Annotated in this window: 12 protein-coding genes; 10 read left to right on the top strand and 2 right to left on the bottom strand. The window is 72.7% G+C overall.

From position 1 onward, the window contains the following. The first annotated feature begins 95 nt into the window (after positions 1-95). From ACTVZO_RS15145 to galE, 8 genes are all read left to right on the top strand, one after another. Positions 96-1460 (top strand): hypothetical protein, encoded by a 1365-nt coding sequence (locus ACTVZO_RS15145; RefSeq protein ID WP_443298885.1) that lies wholly within the window; start codon positions 96-98, stop codon positions 1458-1460. Between the two features lie 126 nt (positions 1461-1586). Then, complete coding sequence (locus tag ACTVZO_RS15140; protein WP_443298884.1) at positions 1587-2366, top strand: TIGR03936 family radical SAM-associated protein; 780 nt, start codon at positions 1587-1589, stop codon at positions 2364-2366. Between the two features lie 235 nt (positions 2367-2601). Further along, the gene (locus ACTVZO_RS15135; RefSeq protein WP_443298883.1) at positions 2602-6585 is read left to right on the top strand and encodes an Rne/Rng family ribonuclease; all 3984 of its coding nucleotides are present in this window, start codon (positions 2602-2604) and stop codon (positions 6583-6585) included. Between the two features lie 287 nt (positions 6586-6872). After that, entirely contained in the window at positions 6873-7193 is a 321-nt protein-coding gene (rplU, locus tag ACTVZO_RS15130) for a 50S ribosomal protein L21 (protein WP_030013082.1), read from the top strand. 13 nt (positions 7194-7206) lie between these two features. Next, a complete protein-coding gene (gene rpmA, locus ACTVZO_RS15125) occupies positions 7207-7461 on the top strand; it encodes a 50S ribosomal protein L27 (protein WP_008738950.1) in 255 nt (84 codons plus the stop codon). Between the two features lie 177 nt (positions 7462-7638). After that, entirely contained in the window at positions 7639-9084 is a 1446-nt protein-coding gene (obgE, locus tag ACTVZO_RS15120) for a GTPase ObgE (protein WP_443298882.1), read from the top strand. An 84-nt stretch (positions 9085-9168) separates the two neighbouring features. Then, positions 9169-10785, top strand: coding sequence for a glycosyltransferase family 2 protein (locus ACTVZO_RS15115; RefSeq protein ID WP_443298881.1), 1617 nt, complete (start codon positions 9169-9171; stop codon positions 10783-10785). Positions 10786-10871: 86 nt separating this feature from the next. After that, positions 10872-11885: a UDP-glucose 4-epimerase GalE gene (gene galE, locus ACTVZO_RS15110; RefSeq protein WP_443298880.1), complete on the top strand. Its 1014-nt coding sequence runs from the start codon at positions 10872-10874 to the stop codon at positions 11883-11885. Between the two features lie 91 nt (positions 11886-11976). On the opposite strand, the gene ACTVZO_RS15105 is transcribed toward galE, so the two are convergent. Both ACTVZO_RS15105 and ACTVZO_RS15100 read right to left on the bottom strand, forming a co-directional pair. Continuing rightward, on the bottom strand, positions 11977-13149 hold the full coding sequence (locus tag ACTVZO_RS15105) for a glycosyltransferase (protein WP_443298879.1): 1173 nt from the start codon (positions 13147-13149) through the stop codon (positions 11977-11979). Further along, positions 13146-16016 carry a bifunctional glycosyltransferase/CDP-glycerol:glycerophosphate glycerophosphotransferase gene (locus tag ACTVZO_RS15100; RefSeq protein ID WP_443298878.1) on the bottom strand — a complete coding sequence of 957 codons (2871 nt, stop codon included), beginning with the start codon at positions 16014-16016 and terminating at the stop codon, positions 13146-13148. The genes ACTVZO_RS15105 and ACTVZO_RS15100 overlap by 4 nt, the downstream gene beginning before the upstream one ends. A 172-nt stretch (positions 16017-16188) precedes the next feature. Between ACTVZO_RS15100 and ACTVZO_RS15095 the strand changes: the two genes are divergently transcribed. Together ACTVZO_RS15095 and ACTVZO_RS15090 are read left to right on the top strand one after the other, a co-directional pair. Continuing rightward, complete coding sequence (locus tag ACTVZO_RS15095) at positions 16189-17187, top strand: glycosyltransferase family 2 protein (RefSeq protein WP_443298877.1); 999 nt, start codon at positions 16189-16191, stop codon at positions 17185-17187. Then, positions 17184-17618 carry a GtrA family protein gene (locus tag ACTVZO_RS15090; RefSeq protein WP_443298876.1) on the top strand — a complete coding sequence of 145 codons (435 nt, stop codon included), beginning with the start codon at positions 17184-17186 and terminating at the stop codon, positions 17616-17618. Before ACTVZO_RS15095 ends, ACTVZO_RS15090 begins: the two co-directional genes overlap by 4 nt. The last annotated feature ends 71 nt before the right edge of the window (positions 17619-17689 follow it).

The following is a 17689-nucleotide window of genomic DNA, read 5'->3' as shown; positions in this document are numbered from 1 at the left end:
AACGCGCCCCCCGCCGTTCCCGGCGGGGGGCGCGTTCTCGTCGGGGCGGCCGGTCCGCGTGCAACGGCCGTGGCCCGTCCTGCGTCGTCAAGGGCATGGACCTGGAGAAGCACGGCAGACACGAGCCCCCACCCGCCGGGCAGGGGTGCGTGTACGCGCTGGTCCGGATCCCGGTGCGGATCCTGGCCGTGGTGATCGTGCTGCCCGTGAGGGTGGTCTGGGACCTGCTCGTCCTCGGGGCGCGCGCCGTGCACCGGCGCGCCCTGCGCCCGGCCGGCGACCTGGCCGGCCGCGCCTGCGCCTGGCTGCTGCGGTACGTGCTGGCGCCGGCCGGGTCCGCGCTCGCCCTGCTGGCGCGGGGGACCGGGCTGGTGCTGAAGTGGGCCGCGCTCGCCGTCCTCTACTGGCCGTGGGCGGCGCTGTGGCGGTACGCGCTCGTCCCCGGCTGCGCCGCGCTGTACCGGTACCTGCTGAGGCCGGCGGGGAAAGGGTTCGAACGGGTGGTCCTGGCCCTGGTCCGGTACCTGCTGAAGCCGTCGGGCGCGGCCGTGCTCTGGACCCTCGCCGCGGTGTGGCGGTATCTGCTCAAGCCGTCGGGCGCGGCCGCCGCATGGACCGTGTCCGCGGTCTGGCGGTGCCTGCTGAAGCCGTCGGGTGCGGCCGTGCTCTGGACCCTCGCCGCGGTGTGGCGGTATCTGCTCAAGCCGTCGGGCGCGGCCGCCGCATGGACCGTGTCCGCGGTGTGGCGGTATCTGCTCAAGCCGTCGGGCGCGGCCGCCGCATGGACCGCGTCCGCGGTGTGGCGCTACCTGCTCGTGCCGCCGGCCCGGGCCGCCGCCTGGCTGGTGGGCGGGCTCTACCGGTACGTCCTCACCCCGGCCGGACACGCACTGGCGTGGCTCGCGCCGCGCACCTTCGCGGCCCTGTTCGTCTGGCCGTGGGCGGCGCTGTGGCGGTACGCGGTCGTCCCGGCCGCCACCGGCACCCACCGGTACCTGCTGGCCCCGCTCGCCCGCGCCGCCGGCCGGCTGGCCCGGGGCCTGTACCGGTACGTCCTGACGCCGCTCGGCCACTTCGCCGCCGCCACCTGGCGGCTCGCCGGCCGGGTCAGCCGCGCCCTGGGGCGCGGGCTCGTATGGCTCTGGCGCGGCTGCGTCGCCCGCCCCGCGGCATGGGTCCACCGGCAGGTGGCCACGCCCGTCGGACATCTGGTCCGCGAGGTGTGGCGGGCCTCCCGCGCCGCGGCGCGCGTGGCATGGCGCACCTCCCGCAGCGCGGCGGGTGAGGTGTGGCACACCGCCCGCAGCGCCGTCCGGGACGCGCGGGCCGGGGTGCGGCAGGCGCTCTTCGGTACTCCTCCCCGGGAACCGGCGAGGTCACGGGCGCGTACTCTGGGTAGTACGACAGCCGCAGGCAACACGCCCGCTCCCGACGTCTCCCTGCACAAACCGCAGGTGTGAGCCGGAGGCAGGGCGCGGCCCGCAGGCCCCCAGACGCTCAGGGCGACGCGCGAGACGCGGAGCCCCGCACAAGGAGAAGAACCACTGGGCAAGCGACAGCCCGAAGGCCCGCCTCCCGCACCGGTGGTGCAGCGCATTCGACTGCGCTACACCAAGCGCGGCCGCCTCCGGTTCACCAGCCACCGCGACTTCCAGCGAGCCTTCGAGCGGGCCCTGCGCCGCGCCGAGGTGCCGATGGCGTACTCGGCCGGCTTCACCCCGCACCCCCGTGTCTCGTACGCGAACGCCGCCCCGACCGGGACCGGCAGTGAGGCGGAGTACCTGGAGATCGCCCTCGCCGCGCCCCGAGACCCCGAGAAGCTCCGAGAGCTGCTCGACGAGTCGATGCCCACCGGGCTCGACATCATCGACGCCGTGGAGGCCCGCACCTCGGGCCTCGCCGACCGGCTGACCGCCTCCGTGTGGGAGCTGCGCCTCGACGGCGTGGAGCCCGCGGAGGCCGAGCGGGCCGTGACGGCGTTCCTCGCCGCCGAGACCGTGGAGGTGCAGCGACGGACCAAGAACGGCATGCGGACCTTCGACACGCGCGGCGCTGTAGTCAGCCTCGAGGCGCTTCCTGCCCCGGCTGATAGGCCCCTGGACAATGCCTGTGCGATACTGCGCCTGGTTGTTCGGCATCTGACACCTGCCGTGCGACCCGACGACGTCCTGTCCGGTCTCCGAGCTGTGGCCGACCTGGCGCCGCCGGTCCCCTCTGCGGTGACCAGGCTGGCGCAGGGGCTCTTCGACGAGGAGTCCGGCACGGTGACCGACCCGCTCGCGCCCGACCGCGAGGCAGACACGGCCGCCCCACCCACGGTCGCCGTGACCGCCGACGCGAAGGCGCCGGAAGGTCCCGCCGCGTAGGGATCGTCGTCGTCGCGCAGCCCTGGCACTCGGGAGCCACCTGGGTCGGGCCGCGCACAGACCTGAAGACTTCCGCCAGGCCGTACGGACAACACGTACGGAACCGGCGGCCATGGACTACAGCTCCCGTGTGGCGAACGCGCCCCGGAGGCCGGTTCCGCGCTCATCGCGCGGAGCCGTGCCGGACCGGAAGTCAGCCGCGGCGCCCGGGAGCGTGACGGGAGAACCGCCCGCAATGCCCAACAACGAAAACGACACCACCGACACCACCAGCCCGAGCGACAACCTGCCCCCGCGCAGGCGTCGCCGCGCCGCGTCCCGGCCCGCCGGCCCGCCCGGCGCCACCGCCGCGGAGACGACCCCGGTGACCGAGGCCGCCCCGGCCGCCCCCGTGGAGGAGGCCGCTCCGGCCGCCGCCCCCGCCCGTACCCGCCGCCGTGCGACCCGCGCCGTGGCCGCTCCCGAGACCCCGGCCGCCGTGGCCGAGGCCCCGGCCGCTCCGGCCGTCGCCGAGGAGGAGCCCGCCGCTCCCGCCCCGCGGGCCCGGCGCCGCGCCACCCGCGCCGTCGCCGCCCCGGAGGCTCCGGCCGCCGAGGCCGCGCCCGTGGTGGAGGAGGAGGCCCCGGCCGCTCCCGCCCCGCGTGCCCGCCGCCGTGCGACCCGCGCCGTGGCCGCCCCCGAGACCCCGGCCGCCGTGGCCGAGGCCCCGGCCGCCCCTGTGGAGGAGCCCGCTCCGGCCGCCGCCCCCGCCCGTACCCGCCGCCGTGCCACCCGCGCCGTGACCGCCCCGGCCGCTCCGGCCGCCGAGGCCGCCGAGGTCGTGGAGGCCCCCGTGGCCGAGGCCCCGGCCGCTCCGGCCGTCGCCGAGGAGGAGCCCGCCGCTCCCGCCCCGCGGGCCCGCCGCCGTGCCACCCGCGCCGTCACCGCCCCGGCCGCTCCGGCCGAGGCCCCCGTCGCGGACGAGGCTCCCGCCGCCGTGGAGGAGGCCCCCAAGGCCGCCACCCGCGCCGTGACCGTCGCCGACGCCGTGGACTCCCCGAAGCGCGGCGGCCGCCGCCGCGCCACCCGCTCCGCCGCCGCGGCCGCTCCGGCCGCCGCGCCGCAGCCCGCCGCCGAGCCCGAGGCGCCCGCCGCCCCGGCCCGTGCCCGCCGCGCCGCGCGTCCCGCCGTCGCCGTGTTCCAGGCCCCGGTGTTCGCCGAGCCGATGTTCCAGACCCCCGAGACCGCCGCCATGGCCGCCGCGGCCGCTGCCGCCGCCGTACGGGCCGAGGAAGCGGAGGAGGAGGCCGAGCTCGACGCCGAGGTCGAGGCCGAGGTCGAGACGGAGGTCGTCGAGACCCCCGCCCCGCAGCCGGCCGGCCGCCGCCGTCGCCGTGGCCGCGGCGCCGCCGCCGAGAGCGCCCCGGTGTCGCTGCCCGAGGTGCTCGCCGAGGAGGAGCCCGAGGCCGAGGCCGCCGAGCTCGAGGACGAGTCCGCCGACTTCGAAGAGGGCGACGAGTCGGGCGAGCGCCCCTCCCGCCGCCGTCGCCGTGGTGGCCGCCGCCGTCGCCGCGGTGAGGCCGCCGAGCTCGACGAGGCAGCCGAGGAGGAGACCGGAGTCCCGGCCGCCGAGCAGGAGACCGACGAGGACGAGGGCGACGAGGACGAGGGCGAGGAGAACGAGGCCCTGGGCTCCAGCTCCAGCCGCCGTCGCCGCCGTCGCCGTCGCCGCAGCGGGGAGCCCGCTGACGTCACGGCCGAGTCCGCCGCGGGCGAGGAGGACGGCGTACGCACCGTCGTCAAGGTCCGCGAGCCGCGCCCGGCGCGCGAGCGCAGCGAGTCCACCTCCTCCGACGAGGTCCAGTCCATCAAGGGCTCGACCCGCCTGGAGGCGAAGAAGCAGCGCCGCCGCGAGGGCCGCGAGCAGGGCCGCCGCCGCGTCCCGATCATCACCGAGGCCGAGTTCCTGGCCCGCCGCGAGGCCGTCGAGCGCGTCATGGTCGTCCGCCAGAACGGCGACCGCACGCAGATCGGCGTCCTCGAGGACAACGTGCTCGTCGAGCACTACGTCAACAAGGAAGAGGCCACCTCGTACGTCGGCAACGTCTACCTGGGCAAGGTCCAGAACGTGCTGCCGTCCATGGAGGCCGCCTTCATCGACATCGGCAAGGGCCGCAACGCGGTCCTGTACGCCGGTGAGGTCAACTTCGAGGCGCTCGGCATGGCCAACGGGCCGCGCCGCATCGAGTCCGCCCTCAAGTCCGGCCAGTCGGTCCTGGTGCAGGTCACCAAGGACCCGATCGGCCACAAGGGCGCCCGCCTGACCAGCCAGGTCTCGCTGCCCGGCCGCTACCTGGTCTACGTGCCCGAGGGCTCGATGACCGGCATCAGCCGCAAGCTGCCCGACACCGAGCGCGCGCGCCTGAAGACCATCCTCAAGAAGATCGTCCCCGAGGACGCGGGCGTCATCGTGCGCACCGCCGCCGAGGGGGCGAGCGAGGACGAGCTGCGCCGCGACGTCGAGCGCCTGCAGGCCCAGTGGGAGGACATCCAGAAGAAGTCGAAGCAGATCTCGACCTCTTCGCCGAGCCTGCTGTACGGCGAGCCGGACATGACCGTCCGCGTCGTGCGCGACATCTTCAACGAGGACTTCTCGAAGGTCATCGTCAGCGGTGACGGCGCCTGGGAGACCATCCACGGCTACGTGAACCACGTGGCCCCGGACCTGGCCGACCGGCTGTCGCGCTGGACCTCCGAGGTCGACGTCTTCGCGACGTACCGGATCGACGAGCAGCTCGCCAAGGCGCTCGACCGCAAGGTGTGGCTGCCCTCGGGCGGCTCGCTTGTGATCGACAAGACCGAGGCGATGATCGTCATCGACGTCAACACCGGCAAGTTCACCGGTCAGGGCGGCAACCTCGAGGAGACCGTCACCAGGAACAACCTGGAGGCGGCCGAGGAGATCGTGCGCCAGCTGCGGCTGCGCGACCTGGGCGGCATCGTCGTCATCGACTTCATCGACATGGTCCTGGAGTCCAACCGCGACCTGGTCCTGCGGCGCATGCTGGAGTGCCTGGGCCGCGACCGCACCAAGCACCAGGTGGCCGAGGTCACCTCGCTGGGCCTGGTCCAGATGACCCGCAAGCGGGTGGGCCAGGGTCTGCTGGAGTCCTTCTCCGAGACCTGCGTCCACTGCAACGGCCGCGGCGTCATCGTGCACATGGAGACGCCGACCGCGATCGGCGGCGGCAACGGCAAGCGCTCGAAGCGGCGCGGCGGCAAGGCCGACTTCGACCAGCACGACCACGAGGTCGAGACGGTCGAGGCGGAGTTCGAGACCGTCGAGGAGCTGGCCGCCGAGGTCGCGGCGCCGCGCGCCCTGCCCGAGCCGGAGTTCGTCGCGGACGAGGAGCTGTACAGCAGCCCGGCCGAGGCGGAGGCCGCCGCGGGTCTGAGCGGCCGTCGCAACCGTCGCCGTGCCACCCGCAAGGCGACCGCCCCGGCGGGCGCCCCGCGCGGTGCGGCGGCCCCGGCGCAGGCCCCGGTCCGGGCGGAAGCCCCGGCCGCGGCGCCCGTCGTCGAGGACGAGCCGGTCACCGAGCCGGCCGACACGGTCCTGGAGCCGGCCGCCGAGGCCGTGGAGGCCGCGGAGACGGTCGAGGAGGCCCCCGTCGAGGAGGCCGCGCCGAAGGGCCGTACCCGTCGCCGCGCGACCCGCAAGGCCACCGCCCCGGCGGGTGCCCCGGCCCCCGCGGCCGAGGAGGCCCCGGAGCCGGTCGTCGTGGCGGAGCCCGAGCCGGTCGTGGAGCCCGAGCCGGAGCCGGTCGCAGTGGCGGCCGAGCCCGAGGCCGTCGCCGAGGCCCCCGTGGCCGAGGCCGCGCCGGCCCGTCCGCGCCGCCGTGCCACCCGCAAGGCCACCGCGCCGGCCGGTTCCCCGGCGGGCGCCGCCGAGGCCGCCGTACTGGTCGTCGAGGCCCCGGTGACCGAGCCGACGGCGCCGGTCGAGGAAGCCGTGCCCGCCGAGGAGCCCGCGCCGGCGAAGAAGGCCGCCCGCAAGGCTCCGGCCAAGAAGGCGGCCGCGGCGAAGAAGGCCCCGGCCAAGAAGGCGGTGGCCGCCAAGAAGACCGCGGTCAAGAAGACGGCCACGACCAAGAAGACCGCGACGAAGCGGGCGACGAAGAAGACCGCGGCGGCCGAGCAGCAGACGCTGCCGTCCGTCTCGGCTCCGACCGAAGCCTGATCCGTCACGTGACCGTGGGCCCCGCCGCGAGGCGGGGCCCACGGCCGTGCGGGACCCGGTTTGACCCCCTGGAACCGGCCCCGTAACCTAGACCGTCGGCGTGTCCTGTACGAATCCGTGCAGCGTGCGCCGCGCTCCTGAGCACCTTCCTCCCGGTCCGTACGCGCAAGCGTCGTGCGGGAGAGGCCGCTCGTCCAATCCGGATCAGTGCGGTCCTGTCGCAAGACGGGGTCCCGACTGAGCGGCTGGCTTCAGGAGCATCCGTCCCGAGTGAGAGAGAGATCCGCGTGTACGCCATCGTGCGCAGCGGTGGTCGCCAGCACAAGGTTGCTGTCGGCGACATCGTTGAGGTTGACAAGATTTCCACTGCCAAGGTTGGCGACACGGTCGAGCTCTCGACCCTGCTCGTTGTCGACGGCGAAGCCGTGACCAGCGACCCGTGGGTCCTGGCCGGCATCAAGGTCACGGCCGAGGTCGTGGACCACCACAAGGGCGCCAAGATCGACATCCTGCGCTACAAGAACAAGACCGGCTACCGCCGTCGCCAGGGTCACCGCCAGCAGTACACGGCGATCAAGGTCACCGGTATCCCCGCGGCTGCGAAGTAAGAGGGACTGAGACATGGCACACAAGAAGGGCGCATCGTCCACCCGGAACGGGCGCGACTCCAATGCCCAGCGGCTCGGCGTGAAGCGCTTCGGCGGTCAGGTCGTCTCCGCCGGCGAGATCCTCGTCCGCCAGCGCGGCACCCACTTCCACCCGGGCGCGGGCGTCGGCCGTGGCGGCGACGACACGCTGTTCGCGCTGCAGGCCGGTGCCGTGCAGTTCGGCACGCACCGTGGCCGCAAGGTCGTCAACATCGTTCCGGCCGCCTGATCCAGCCTCGGCTGATCGAGCGTTCGTAACTTCCCGAGGGCGGATCTCAGCTCCTTCCGGCGCAAGCCGGGAAGAGAGGTCCGCCCTCGGCGCGTTGTCACATAGACACGTCTCATGGGCAGCAAGGCCTACCACCGGATTTTCCGGACTATTCCCGCTGTATCTGGAGGAACACCCATGACCACCTTCGTGGACCGCGTCGAGCTGCACGTCGCCGCGGGTAACGGGGGCCACGGCTGCGCCTCCGTTCACCGGGAGAAGTTCAAGCCGCTCGGCGGCCCCGACGGCGGCAACGGCGGCCGTGGCGGCGATGTGATCCTGGTCGTGGAGCAGGCGATCACCACCCTGCTGGACTACCACCACAGCCCCCACCGCAAGGCCACCAACGGCCAGCCCGGTGCCGGCGACAACCGCTCGGGCAAGGACGGGCAGGACCTGGTCCTGCCCGTGCCGGACGGCACCGTCGTCCTCGACAAGGAGGGCAACGTCCTCGCCGACCTCGTCGGCCAGGGCACCACCTACGTCGCCGGTGAGGGCGGCCGCGGCGGCCTCGGCAACGCGGCGCTCTCCTCGGCCCGCCGCAAGGCGCCCGGCTTCGCGCTCCTCGGTGTCCCCGGCACCACCGCCGACATCGTCCTGGAGCTCAAGACCGTCGCCGACGTGGCGCTGGTCGGCTTCCCGAGCGCCGGAAAGTCCTCGCTGATCTCGGTGCTCTCCTCGGCCAAGCCGAAGATCGCGGACTACCCGTTCACCACCCTCGTCCCGAACCTGGGCGTCGTCACGGCCGGCTCGACCGTCTACACGATCGCCGACGTTCCGGGCCTGATCCCCGGCGCCAGCCAGGGGCGCGGCCTGGGCCTGGAGTTCCTGCGCCACGTCGAGCGCTGCTCGGTGCTCGTGCACGTCCTGGACACCGCCACGCTGGAGTCCGACCGCGACCCGATCGCCGACCTCGACCTCATCGAGGAGGAGCTCAAGCTCTACGGCGGCGGCCTGGAGAAGCGTCCGCGCCTCGTCGTCCTCAACAAGGTCGACATCCCGGACGGCCAGGTGCTCGCCGACATGGTCCGCCCGGACCTGGAGGCGCGCGGCTACAAGGTCTTCGAGGTCTCCGCGGTCGCCCGTACGGGCCTCAAGGAGCTCTCCTACTTCCTCGCCGAGGTCATCGCCAAGGCCCGCGCCCGCAAGCCGAAGGAGGAGGCGACCCGCATCGTCATCCGCCCGAAGGCCGTGGACGACGCCGGCTTCACCGTCACCTACGACGAGGCCGAGGACGTCTACCTGGTGCGCGGCGAGAAGCCCGAGCGCTGGGTCCGCCAGACCGACTTCAACAACGACGAGGCCGTGGGCTACCTCGCGGACCGCCTCAACCGCCTCGGCGTCGAGGACGCGCTCAAGAAGGCCGGCGCCCGCGCCGGCGACGGCGTGGCCATCGGCTCCGACGAGAACTCCGTCGTCTTCGACTGGGAGCCGACCATGATGGCCGGCGCCGAGATGCTGGGCCGCCGCGGCGAGGACCACCGACTGGAGGCTCCGCGCCCGGCCACCACGCGCCGCAAGGAGAAGGAAGCCAAGCGCGGGGACTCGGCGCAGAAGGAGTACGACGAGTTCCGGCCGTTCTGATTCCGGCCGTTCCCGTCCCCTTTCCCCAAGGGCCACCCGGCGGCTTTGAAGGCGTCTTTACACGGGTCGCCTAGGATCCACCAGGTGAACAGCACCAACCTCCCCACCGTTTCCGTCGTGGTGATCGCGTACAACGACGCCGGGCTCGTGGGCGAGGCCGTCTCCTCGGCCCTCGCCCAGGGCCCGGTGGTCGCCGAGGTCATCGCCGTGAACGACGCTTCGTCCGACGGCACCGCGCGGGTGCTGGACGAGCTGGCCGCCGCACACCCCCGCCTGAAGGTCGTGCACCGCACGGAGAACAGCGGAGGGTGCGGCACCCCGCGCAACGACGGGATGGCCGTCGCGAGCGCCCCGTACGTCCTCTTCCTCGACAGCGACGACGTCCTTCCGGCGGGCGCGGCCGAGGCGCTGGTGCGCGCCGCCGTGGAGCACCGCGCCCCGGTCACCGTCGGCGCCGCCGTACGGCGCGAGCTGCCGCTGGGGCACGACGTGCCGTGGATGCCGGGCCTCTACACCCCGGGCGACGTCATCGAGCGGCCCGCCGACCGTCCGGAGCTGGTCCGGGACACCCTCTGCGTCAACAAGCTGTACGAGCGGGCCTTCCTGGAGGAGCACGGACTGCGCTTCCCCGACGGCCGGTTCGTCTACGAGGACTTCGTCTTCACCTCCCGGGTGCTGGCCGCCGCCCCGCGCATCGCCGTCATCGGCGACCTCGTCTACGTGTGGCACGTGCGCCGCTCCGCCGCCCAGGTGTCGATCTCCCTGGACCGGGGGGACGTCTCCAACTGGCGCTCGCGCATCGAGGCCCACCGCACGGCCTCCCGCACCCTCGCGGCGGCCTCCCCGGTGCTGGGCGGCGCCTGCCAGGTGAAGTTCCTCGAGTACGACCTGCGCATGTACCTGCGCGAGCTCGGCCGGGACGCCGAGTACCAGGCCGCCTGGTGGGCCCTGACCCGCGAGTACCTCGACACCTTCGCCGAAGCCGACATCGAGGCCGCCGCGCCCCACGCCCGCTGGATCGTACGGGTGCTGCGCGCCACTGCGAGCCCGCCGTCCGATACCGAGCGGCTCACCCGGCTGGCCGCCGAGCCGCCGCGCCTGCTGCCCCCGTACGCGGCCGCCGCCGACGGGACGCCGGTGTGGAGCGAGGAGCTCCCGGTGGAGCTGGACGGCCTGGCCGGGCTGCCGACGGACCGGCTGCCCGTCACCGTCGACGCCGAGCCGGCCGGCCGCGGATCCGTCCGGATCCGCCTCCACGACCTGTACGGACGCCTCGCCGAGGCCGGCCCGCGGACCGCGCAGCTGCGCTTCCTGCCCCGCGCGGGCGGCGAGCCGGTCCTCGCCCAGCCCGTGGAGCTGCGCCCCGACCCGCAGGGCGGCTGGGTCGCGCTGCTGCCGTTCCGCCTGGCCGACGTGGCCGCCACCGGCCGCCGCCGGGGGCTGCGCCGGATGCAGGCGTGGAACGTGGAGGTGGGCGTGCAGTGCGCCGACGGCACCTCCGTGTTCACCTCGTTGCGCCCCCGGGGCCGGCTGCTCCGCCGCCGGGCCCTGCCCAGCAGCCGGTACGGTGTGCTGCTGGCGCAGCCCTACCGCACGGGGGCCGGCGCGCTCGCGCTGCGCCTCGCGCCCGGCGCCGAGGGCGCGCTGTACCTCGTACGCAACCGCCTCCACCGGGCCCGGGCAGGCCACGGGGCGGGCTGAAGGGCGACCGCTCGTTCCACGGCAGGCGCGGTACGCGGTACGCCGAGCTCTGCACACCGAAATCGGACAGGACCAGGGAGATACACATGACGTTTCTGATCACCGGTGGCGCCGGATACATCGGCGCGCACGTCGTCCGGGCGATGCTGCTCGCCGGGGAGAAGGTGGTCGTCCTCGACGACCTCTCCACGGGCAACGAGAACCGTGTCCCGGAGGGCGTACCGCTGGTGGTCGGCTCGGTCCTGGACCGGCTGATCCTCGACAAGACCATCGCCGAGCACAAGATCACGGGTGTGGTGCACCTCGCGGGCAAGAAGCAGGTCGGAGAGTCCGTCGAGAAGCCGCTGTACTACTACCACGAGAACGTGCAGGGCCTGACCGTCCTGCTCCAGGCCGTCGCCGCCGCGGGCGTGCGCAACGTCCTGTTCTCCTCCTCCGCCTCCGTCTACGGCATGCCCGACGTGGACCTGGTCACCGAGGACACCCCGTGCGCGCCGCTGAGCCCGTACGGCGAGACCAAGCTGGCCGGCGAGTGGCTGATCCGCGCCGCGGGCAAGGCCCACGGCATCTCCACGGCCTGCCTGCGCTACTTCAACGTGGCGGGCGCGGCCACCCCCGAGCTCGCCGACACCGGCGTGTTCAACCTGGTCCCGATGGTCTTCGAGCGGTACGACGCCGGCCAGGGCGCCAAGATCTTCGGCGACGACTACCCGACCCCGGACGGCACCTGTATCCGCGACTACATCCACGTCGAGGATCTGGCGGAGGCCCACGTGGCGGCCGCCCGCAAGCTCGCCGAGTGGGCCGCGGCCGGGGACTACAAGGACCTCACCGTCAACATCGGCCGCGGCGAGGGCGTCTCCGTCGCGGAGATGGTCGCGCTGCTGAACGAGAACACCGGGCACGACTACGCCCCGGTGATCAGCCCGCGCCGTCCCGGCGACCCGGCGAAGGTCGTGGCCTCGGCCGACAAGATCACCGGTGAGCTGGGCTGGAAGGCCCGGCACGACGTCCGCGAGATGGTCGTCTCGGCCTGGGCGGGCTGGGAGGCCAACAAGGCCGCCCGCCCGGACGCGCACAGCGACGTCCACCAGGCCTGACGCCCGCCTGCGCGGCCGCGCGCACGAAACCGCCCGCCCCGGACGCATCCGGGGCGGGCGGTTCCACATGCGCGCGGCCGCGCTGGCGCGGTCAGCGCTCGAGGAACGCGAACAGGGCTTCCCAGCGGTCGGTGATCTCCGCGCTGGAGTAGCGCTTCACCGACGCGAAGGCGGTGTCGCCGAGCCGGTCGCGCACCTCGCTGTCGGACATCAGCGCGTCCAGGTGCCCGGCCAGCTCCATCGTGTTGCCCAGCCGGGCCAGCAGCCCGTCCTCGCCGTGCGTGACGATCTCCCGTACGCCCGGCGCACAGTCGAAGGCGGCGACCGGCAGGCCCGCCGCCATCGCCTCCAGCAGGGTGATCGGGAAGCCCTCGGCCCGGGATGCCTGGGCGAAGACCGAGGCGCCGCGCAGCGCGCCCAGCACGTCGTCCGTGCTGCCCATCCACTCCACCGAGTCGTCCAGCCCCAGCGCGGTGCAGTGCGCCCGCAGGGCCGCCTCCTCCAGGCCCGCCCCGTAGATCCGCAGGACCCAGTCGGGGTGGTGCGGGGAGGCGTCCGCCCACGCGTCCAGCAGCAGGTCGACGCCCTTCTCGAAGGCGAGCCGGCCGACGCTGGCGACGACGTTGGCGGTGCGCGGGGCGGGGTCTGGCGGCATGAAGGGCAGCGGGTTCGGCATGCTGCCGACGTTCTCCATGCCGGCCCGGATCCACAGGTCCGCGTCCTCGGCGGTCAGCACCAGCAGCCGGTCCACCTGGGGGTAGTGGCGGCGGACCCGCTCACCGCGGGTGGACTTCTGGCTGGCCTCGAAGGACTCGTGGCTCATGCCGATGACGCTGAGCCCCTTGGTGTCGGCGAGCGCCACCCACTCCATCGCCCAGACCTGCGTGACGATCACCACGCTGCCGGGGCGGGCGGCCCGGAACAGCTCGCTGAGCTTCTCCGCCTTGGCCCGCATGCCCGCCCGCCGGGCCGCCTGGCGGCGCCGCTCGGGCGCGTTCAGCCGGCCCTTGATCCCGCGCAGCCGGCGCGCGGCCGGCGGGTGGGCGTCGTACAGGGTGGTCATCGCGTACGGGAGGTCCGCGGGCAGCTTCTGCCGGATCTCCTCGGCGACCGGGGCGATGCCGACGATGTGGACCGTGTGCCCGCGCTCGGTGAACAGCCGGGCCATCTGGTGCGACCAGGTGGTCACGCCGCCGAGCTCGTCGACGTTGTTGGAGACGAGGAAGATGTCACGGCCGCCCGGGGTGGCGGTCTGCTGGCTCACTTGCCGCTCCTGGTGAAGAACTTCTCGACGATCTGGCGGGCCGCGTCCCCGCGGTCGTACTCGCCGAACTCGGTGAGGAACCGCTGTCGCGCCTCCGCGTACTTGGCGTCCGCCTCCTCGAAGGCGGAGAGGGCCTGCAGGAGTTCGTCGGCCGTGGCCACCACCGGGCCCGGGGCCTTCTCCTTCAGGTCGAAGTACGTGCCGCGGATGTCGCCCGCGTACTTCTCGTAGTCGTACGCGAAGAACAGCATCGGCCGGTCCAGGACCGCGTAGTCGAACATCACGGACGAGTAGTCCGTGATCAGTCCGTCGGCGAGGGCCAGCAGCGGGGTGATGTCGTGGTGCCGGGACACGTCGATGACCCGGCCCTCGACGGACGGCGGCAGCGAGACGCTGTTGAGGTAATGGGTGCGCACCAGCAGCGTGAAGCGGTCGCCGAGCCGCTCGGCGAACTCCTCCACGTCGAAGGGGAAGACGAAGCCCTCCACCGTGCCGTCCGCGGCCGCCCGGAAGGTCGGCGCGTACAGCAGCACCTTCTTCTCCGGGTCGATGCCGAGCTCGGACGCCAGCGGACCGCGGATCCGCTCACCGCTGTCCGTCTCCCTGCGGTACGCCTCGACGAGGGCGTCGTTGCGCGGGTAGCCCGTGCGCAGCAGGACCTCGTCGCGCAGCCTGAAGCCCTTGGCGAGGGTCCGGGTGTCGTGCTCGGAGCGGATCAGGAAGTGGTCGAAGCGGTCGACGGCCGCCTGGAACCGGGCCTGGCCCGCGCGGCCCTGCGCCTTGGTGCGGGGCTCGTGGAAGCCCATGCGCTTGAGCGCCGAGCCGTGCCAGGTCTGGATGTACGTGGTGCCGGGCCGCTTGGCCAGCGCCAGCGGGAAGCCCTGGTTGTCGACCCAGAACTCGGCCTGGGCCAGCGCCCGCAGGTAGGGCCAGCTCCAGCGGCGCACCAGGGTGGCCTCCTTGGGGAAGCCGGTGGGCCGGGTGCCCGCGTAGGACCAGATCGCCTCGAACGGGGCGCCCTGGCGCACCAGCTCCTCGTAGATCGCCTTGGGGCTGTCGCTGTACTGCTTGCCCATGTGGCTCTCGAAGACGACCGTGCCCTTCTTGACCGGCAGCTTCGAGAAGACCTCGTGGTAGACCTTCACCTTCTGTTCGCCGGACCCCATGCTCCGGCGCATCCGCAGGGCCTTGCGCAGGCCCCGCTTGACCACGTTGGCCGTCCTGCCCTGTATGGCGTTGTTGAGCAGGTTCTGGGTGCGGACCGCGGCGGCGCCCTCGGCGGCCAGGACGTAGGAGAGGTTGCCCTTCTTGGTGACCTCCGGCGCGAAGCGGTCGGAGACCAGCCGGGTCAGTCGCGGCCGCACGCGCAGGCGGGCCGCCGCGTCCAGGTCGAGGCCGCCGACCGATACCCGGGTGGCGATCTCGTCGCTTCCGGCGGTCAGCTTCAGCCGGACGTCCCAGACGGCGTCGATGATGCCGAGCGGGCGGACGGTGCTGCCGATGTCGGCCGTACCGGTCCACTCGATCGTGTCACCGGCGTGCCGGACGGTTGCCACCGGGAAGCTGAAAGAACGCACGCCGATCTGCCGGCGGGCCCGGAACTCGAGCGAGGCCGTCAGCCGCGCGTCGGCGGGGATCCGGCCGAGCGGGTTCACGACGGTGCCGGAGAGCGTGACGCTGCCGCGCCCGTCGTCCTCGTAGGAGGTGAGACGGTTCCCCAGGGTGAGGGAGGTGAGCGGGGTGGTGTGGAAGCCCTGCTCGGTGACGTCCAGTATCCGGCGGGCCTCCTCGTCGGCGAGGTGCTCGCCGCACCAGTAGACGCGCCCGTCCCGCTCGGCGAGCGGCGAGGTGAGCCGGCCCTTGTTGGTCATGGCGTCGGCGGCCGGGAGGAGGTTGTCCCAGTCCTCCTTGCCCAGCAGGTAGGCGCAGATCGCCTGGAGGTGCGTGACGTTCTCGTACGCGGCCGGGTCGATCCCGGCGAGGTAGCCGTTGGCGAGCCGGGCGAACTCCTGGCGGTACGCGTCGCTCAGCAGCGGCAGGTCGCGCAGGTGCAGGACCAGGTCGTGCTTGAGGAACTTGGCGTCCTTGGCGGACTTGATGTCCGTGTGGCCCTTGGCCGCGAGCAGTTCGTCGACACGCCGGTGGATCTCCATCCGGTGGACGAAGTTCGCGATCTCGTGACGCCGGTTGCTGATCGACTTCGCCGCGGCCTTCTCGACCACGTTCCAGAAGTAGACGTGGTTCGGGATCAGCGTGATGCGGCGGGCGGCGACGTACGCCTGCGCGGAGAACAGCAGGTCCTCGTAGTGGATCCCGACCGGGAACTCCAGGCCCTCCTCCAGCAGGAACTCGCGCCGGTAGCACTTGTTCGTGGAGAGCGTGTCGTAGACCAGCAGGTCGGGGAAGTCGGTGATCGACTCCAGCGTGCGGGTGCGCGCGTAGATCCAGGGGTACCACTCGGTGGTCTTGTCCCACCGGTTGCCCACGTGCACCCGGACGCACATGCCCGAGACCAGGTCGGAGCCGGTGCGCTCGGCGGCGTCCAGCATGTTCCGGCAGGCGTTGCGCTCGAGGACGTCGTCGCTGTCCAGGAACATGACGTACTTGCCGGTGGCCTGCCGGATGCCGTGGTTGCGGGGCGCACCGCAGCCGCCGCTGTTCTCCGGCAGCCGGAAGGCGCGCACTCTCCCCGGATGCACGGATTCCAGTTCCTGGGCGACCGCGTACGACCGGTCCTTGCTGCAGTCGTCGACGATCACGACCTCGACCCCGTGCAGGGTCTGGTCCAAGACCGACTGGACTGCTGTCGACAGACGCTCTGCGTCGTTGTAGACGATGACGACCACGGAGACGTCGGGCACGTGCACCTCGATCCCTTCGTTTCGTTTCGTTCAGCTCATTCCGCTTATCTCGTCCACGCTACCGTGCGCCGCACTCGTCTCCGGCAGGCCGACTCCCGGCGTGCATACTTCTAAGGAAGAGGTGAGTGGCGGGTCCGGTCGCCGACAATCACCCGTTCGGACCCAGCAGGAAGTGTTCATGACGAAGCTGTCCGTAGTTGTCCCGTGCTACAACGAAGAGGCCGTCATCGACAGCTTCGACGTGGAGATCCGCAGGGTCCTCGACACCCTGTCCGTCGAGTACGAGATCTGCTACGTCGACGACGGAAGCCGTGACGGCACCCTCGGCAAGCTCCGGAAGATCGCGGTCGAGCACGGCGAGCAGACGCGGTACGTCTCCTTCAGCCGCAACTTCGGCAAGGAGGCCGGCATGCTCGCCGGCCTGCGCGAGGCCACCGGCGACGCCGTGGTGATCATGGACGCGGACCTCCAGCACCCGCCGGAGCTCATCGCGACCATGCTCGACCTCTACCGGCAGGGCCACGACCAGATCATCGCCCGCCGCACGCGCGAGGGCGACAAGAAGGTCCGCTCGGCGCTCAGCCGCCTGTACTACCGGGGCGTGAACCGCTGGGTCGACGTCGAACTCACCGACGGGGTCGGCGACTTCCGGATGCTCTCGCGCCCGGCCGTGGACGCGCTGCTGTCGCTGCCCGAGTACAACCGCTTCTCCAAGGGCCTGTTCTCCTGGGTCGGCTTCGACACCGTCCACTTCGACTACCGCAACGCGCAGCGCGAGGCCGGCGAGACCAAGTGGAGGTTCGGCGCCCTGCTGAACTACGGCATGGACGGCCTGATCTCCTTCAACAACCGGCCGCTGCGGATCGGGATCTGGTTCGGCGTGTCGCTGGTCGCCCTGACCGGCCTGTACGCGCTGTGGATCATCGTCACGGCGCTCACCAACGGCGTCGAGGCCCCGGGGTACGTCACCCTCGTGGCGATCATCACCGGCCTGGGCGGCGTGCAGATGATCATGCTGGGCCTGATCGGCGAGTACATCGGCCGCATCTACTACGAGACCAAGCGCCGGCCGCACTTCCTGGTGAAGGAAGCGCACGGGGCGGAGCGCGCGGACGGCGTGGCGCGCGTGATGCGGACCGCGACCGCCGAGCGCGGCCCGGAGCGCGGCGCGCGATGAACACCAGCCGCAAGGACCAGCTCGGCCAGATCTTCCGCTTCGCCCTGGTGGGCGGGGTCAACACCGGCACCTTCTTCGGCATCTACCTGCTCCTGCACCCGTGGATGCCGTACTTCGCCGCCTACTCGCTCGCCTTCGTGCTGGCGATGATCGGCTCGTTCTTCATGAACACCTACTTCACCTACCGGACCCGGCCGACGTGGAAGAAGTTCCTCCTCTTCCCGCTGACGAACGTCACCAACTACGTGATCCAGTCGGTCGGCCTGTACGCCCTGGTGGCCTGGGCCGGGATGGACACCCGGATCGCCCCGCTGGTCGCGGCGGTCGTGGCCATCCCGTTCACCTTCCTGATCTCGCGCAGGATCCTCGTCCCGGGCACCGCCCGGGACGAGGACTCCGAGCCCGAGCGGGCCGGGCGGTCCAGGGTCTGAAACCCCCGCGCAGCCGTCCCGCGCCACCCCGTAGATTTGAGCAGGCAGGCATTCCGGCAAGGGGCAAGGGG

The organism is Streptomyces sp. IBSNAI002 (genome assembly GCF_052244475.1).
GTDB lineage: Bacteria > Actinomycetota > Actinomycetes > Streptomycetales > Streptomycetaceae > Streptomyces.
This window is presented reverse-complemented; position numbering and strand designations above follow the sequence as displayed.

Bases quoted from the DNA above. Each gene is read 5' to 3' on its own strand.
- ACTVZO_RS15145 (WP_443298885.1), top strand. From the start codon at position 96: ATGGACCTGGAGAAGCACGGCAGACACGAGCCCCCACCCGCCGGGCAG.
- ACTVZO_RS15135 (WP_443298883.1), top strand. From the start codon at position 2,602: ATGCCCAACAACGAAAACGACACCACCGACACCACCAGCCCGAGCGAC.
- rpmA (WP_008738950.1), top strand. From the start codon at position 7,207: ATGGCACACAAGAAGGGCGCATCGTCCACCCGGAACGGGCGCGACTCC.
- obgE (WP_443298882.1), top strand. From the start codon at position 7,639: ATGACCACCTTCGTGGACCGCGTCGAGCTGCACGTCGCCGCGGGTAAC.
- galE (WP_443298880.1), top strand. From the start codon at position 10,872: ATGACGTTTCTGATCACCGGTGGCGCCGGATACATCGGCGCGCACGTC.
- ACTVZO_RS15095 (WP_443298877.1), top strand. From the start codon at position 16,189: ATGACGAAGCTGTCCGTAGTTGTCCCGTGCTACAACGAAGAGGCCGTC.
- ACTVZO_RS15090 (WP_443298876.1), top strand. From the start codon at position 17,184: ATGAACACCAGCCGCAAGGACCAGCTCGGCCAGATCTTCCGCTTCGCC.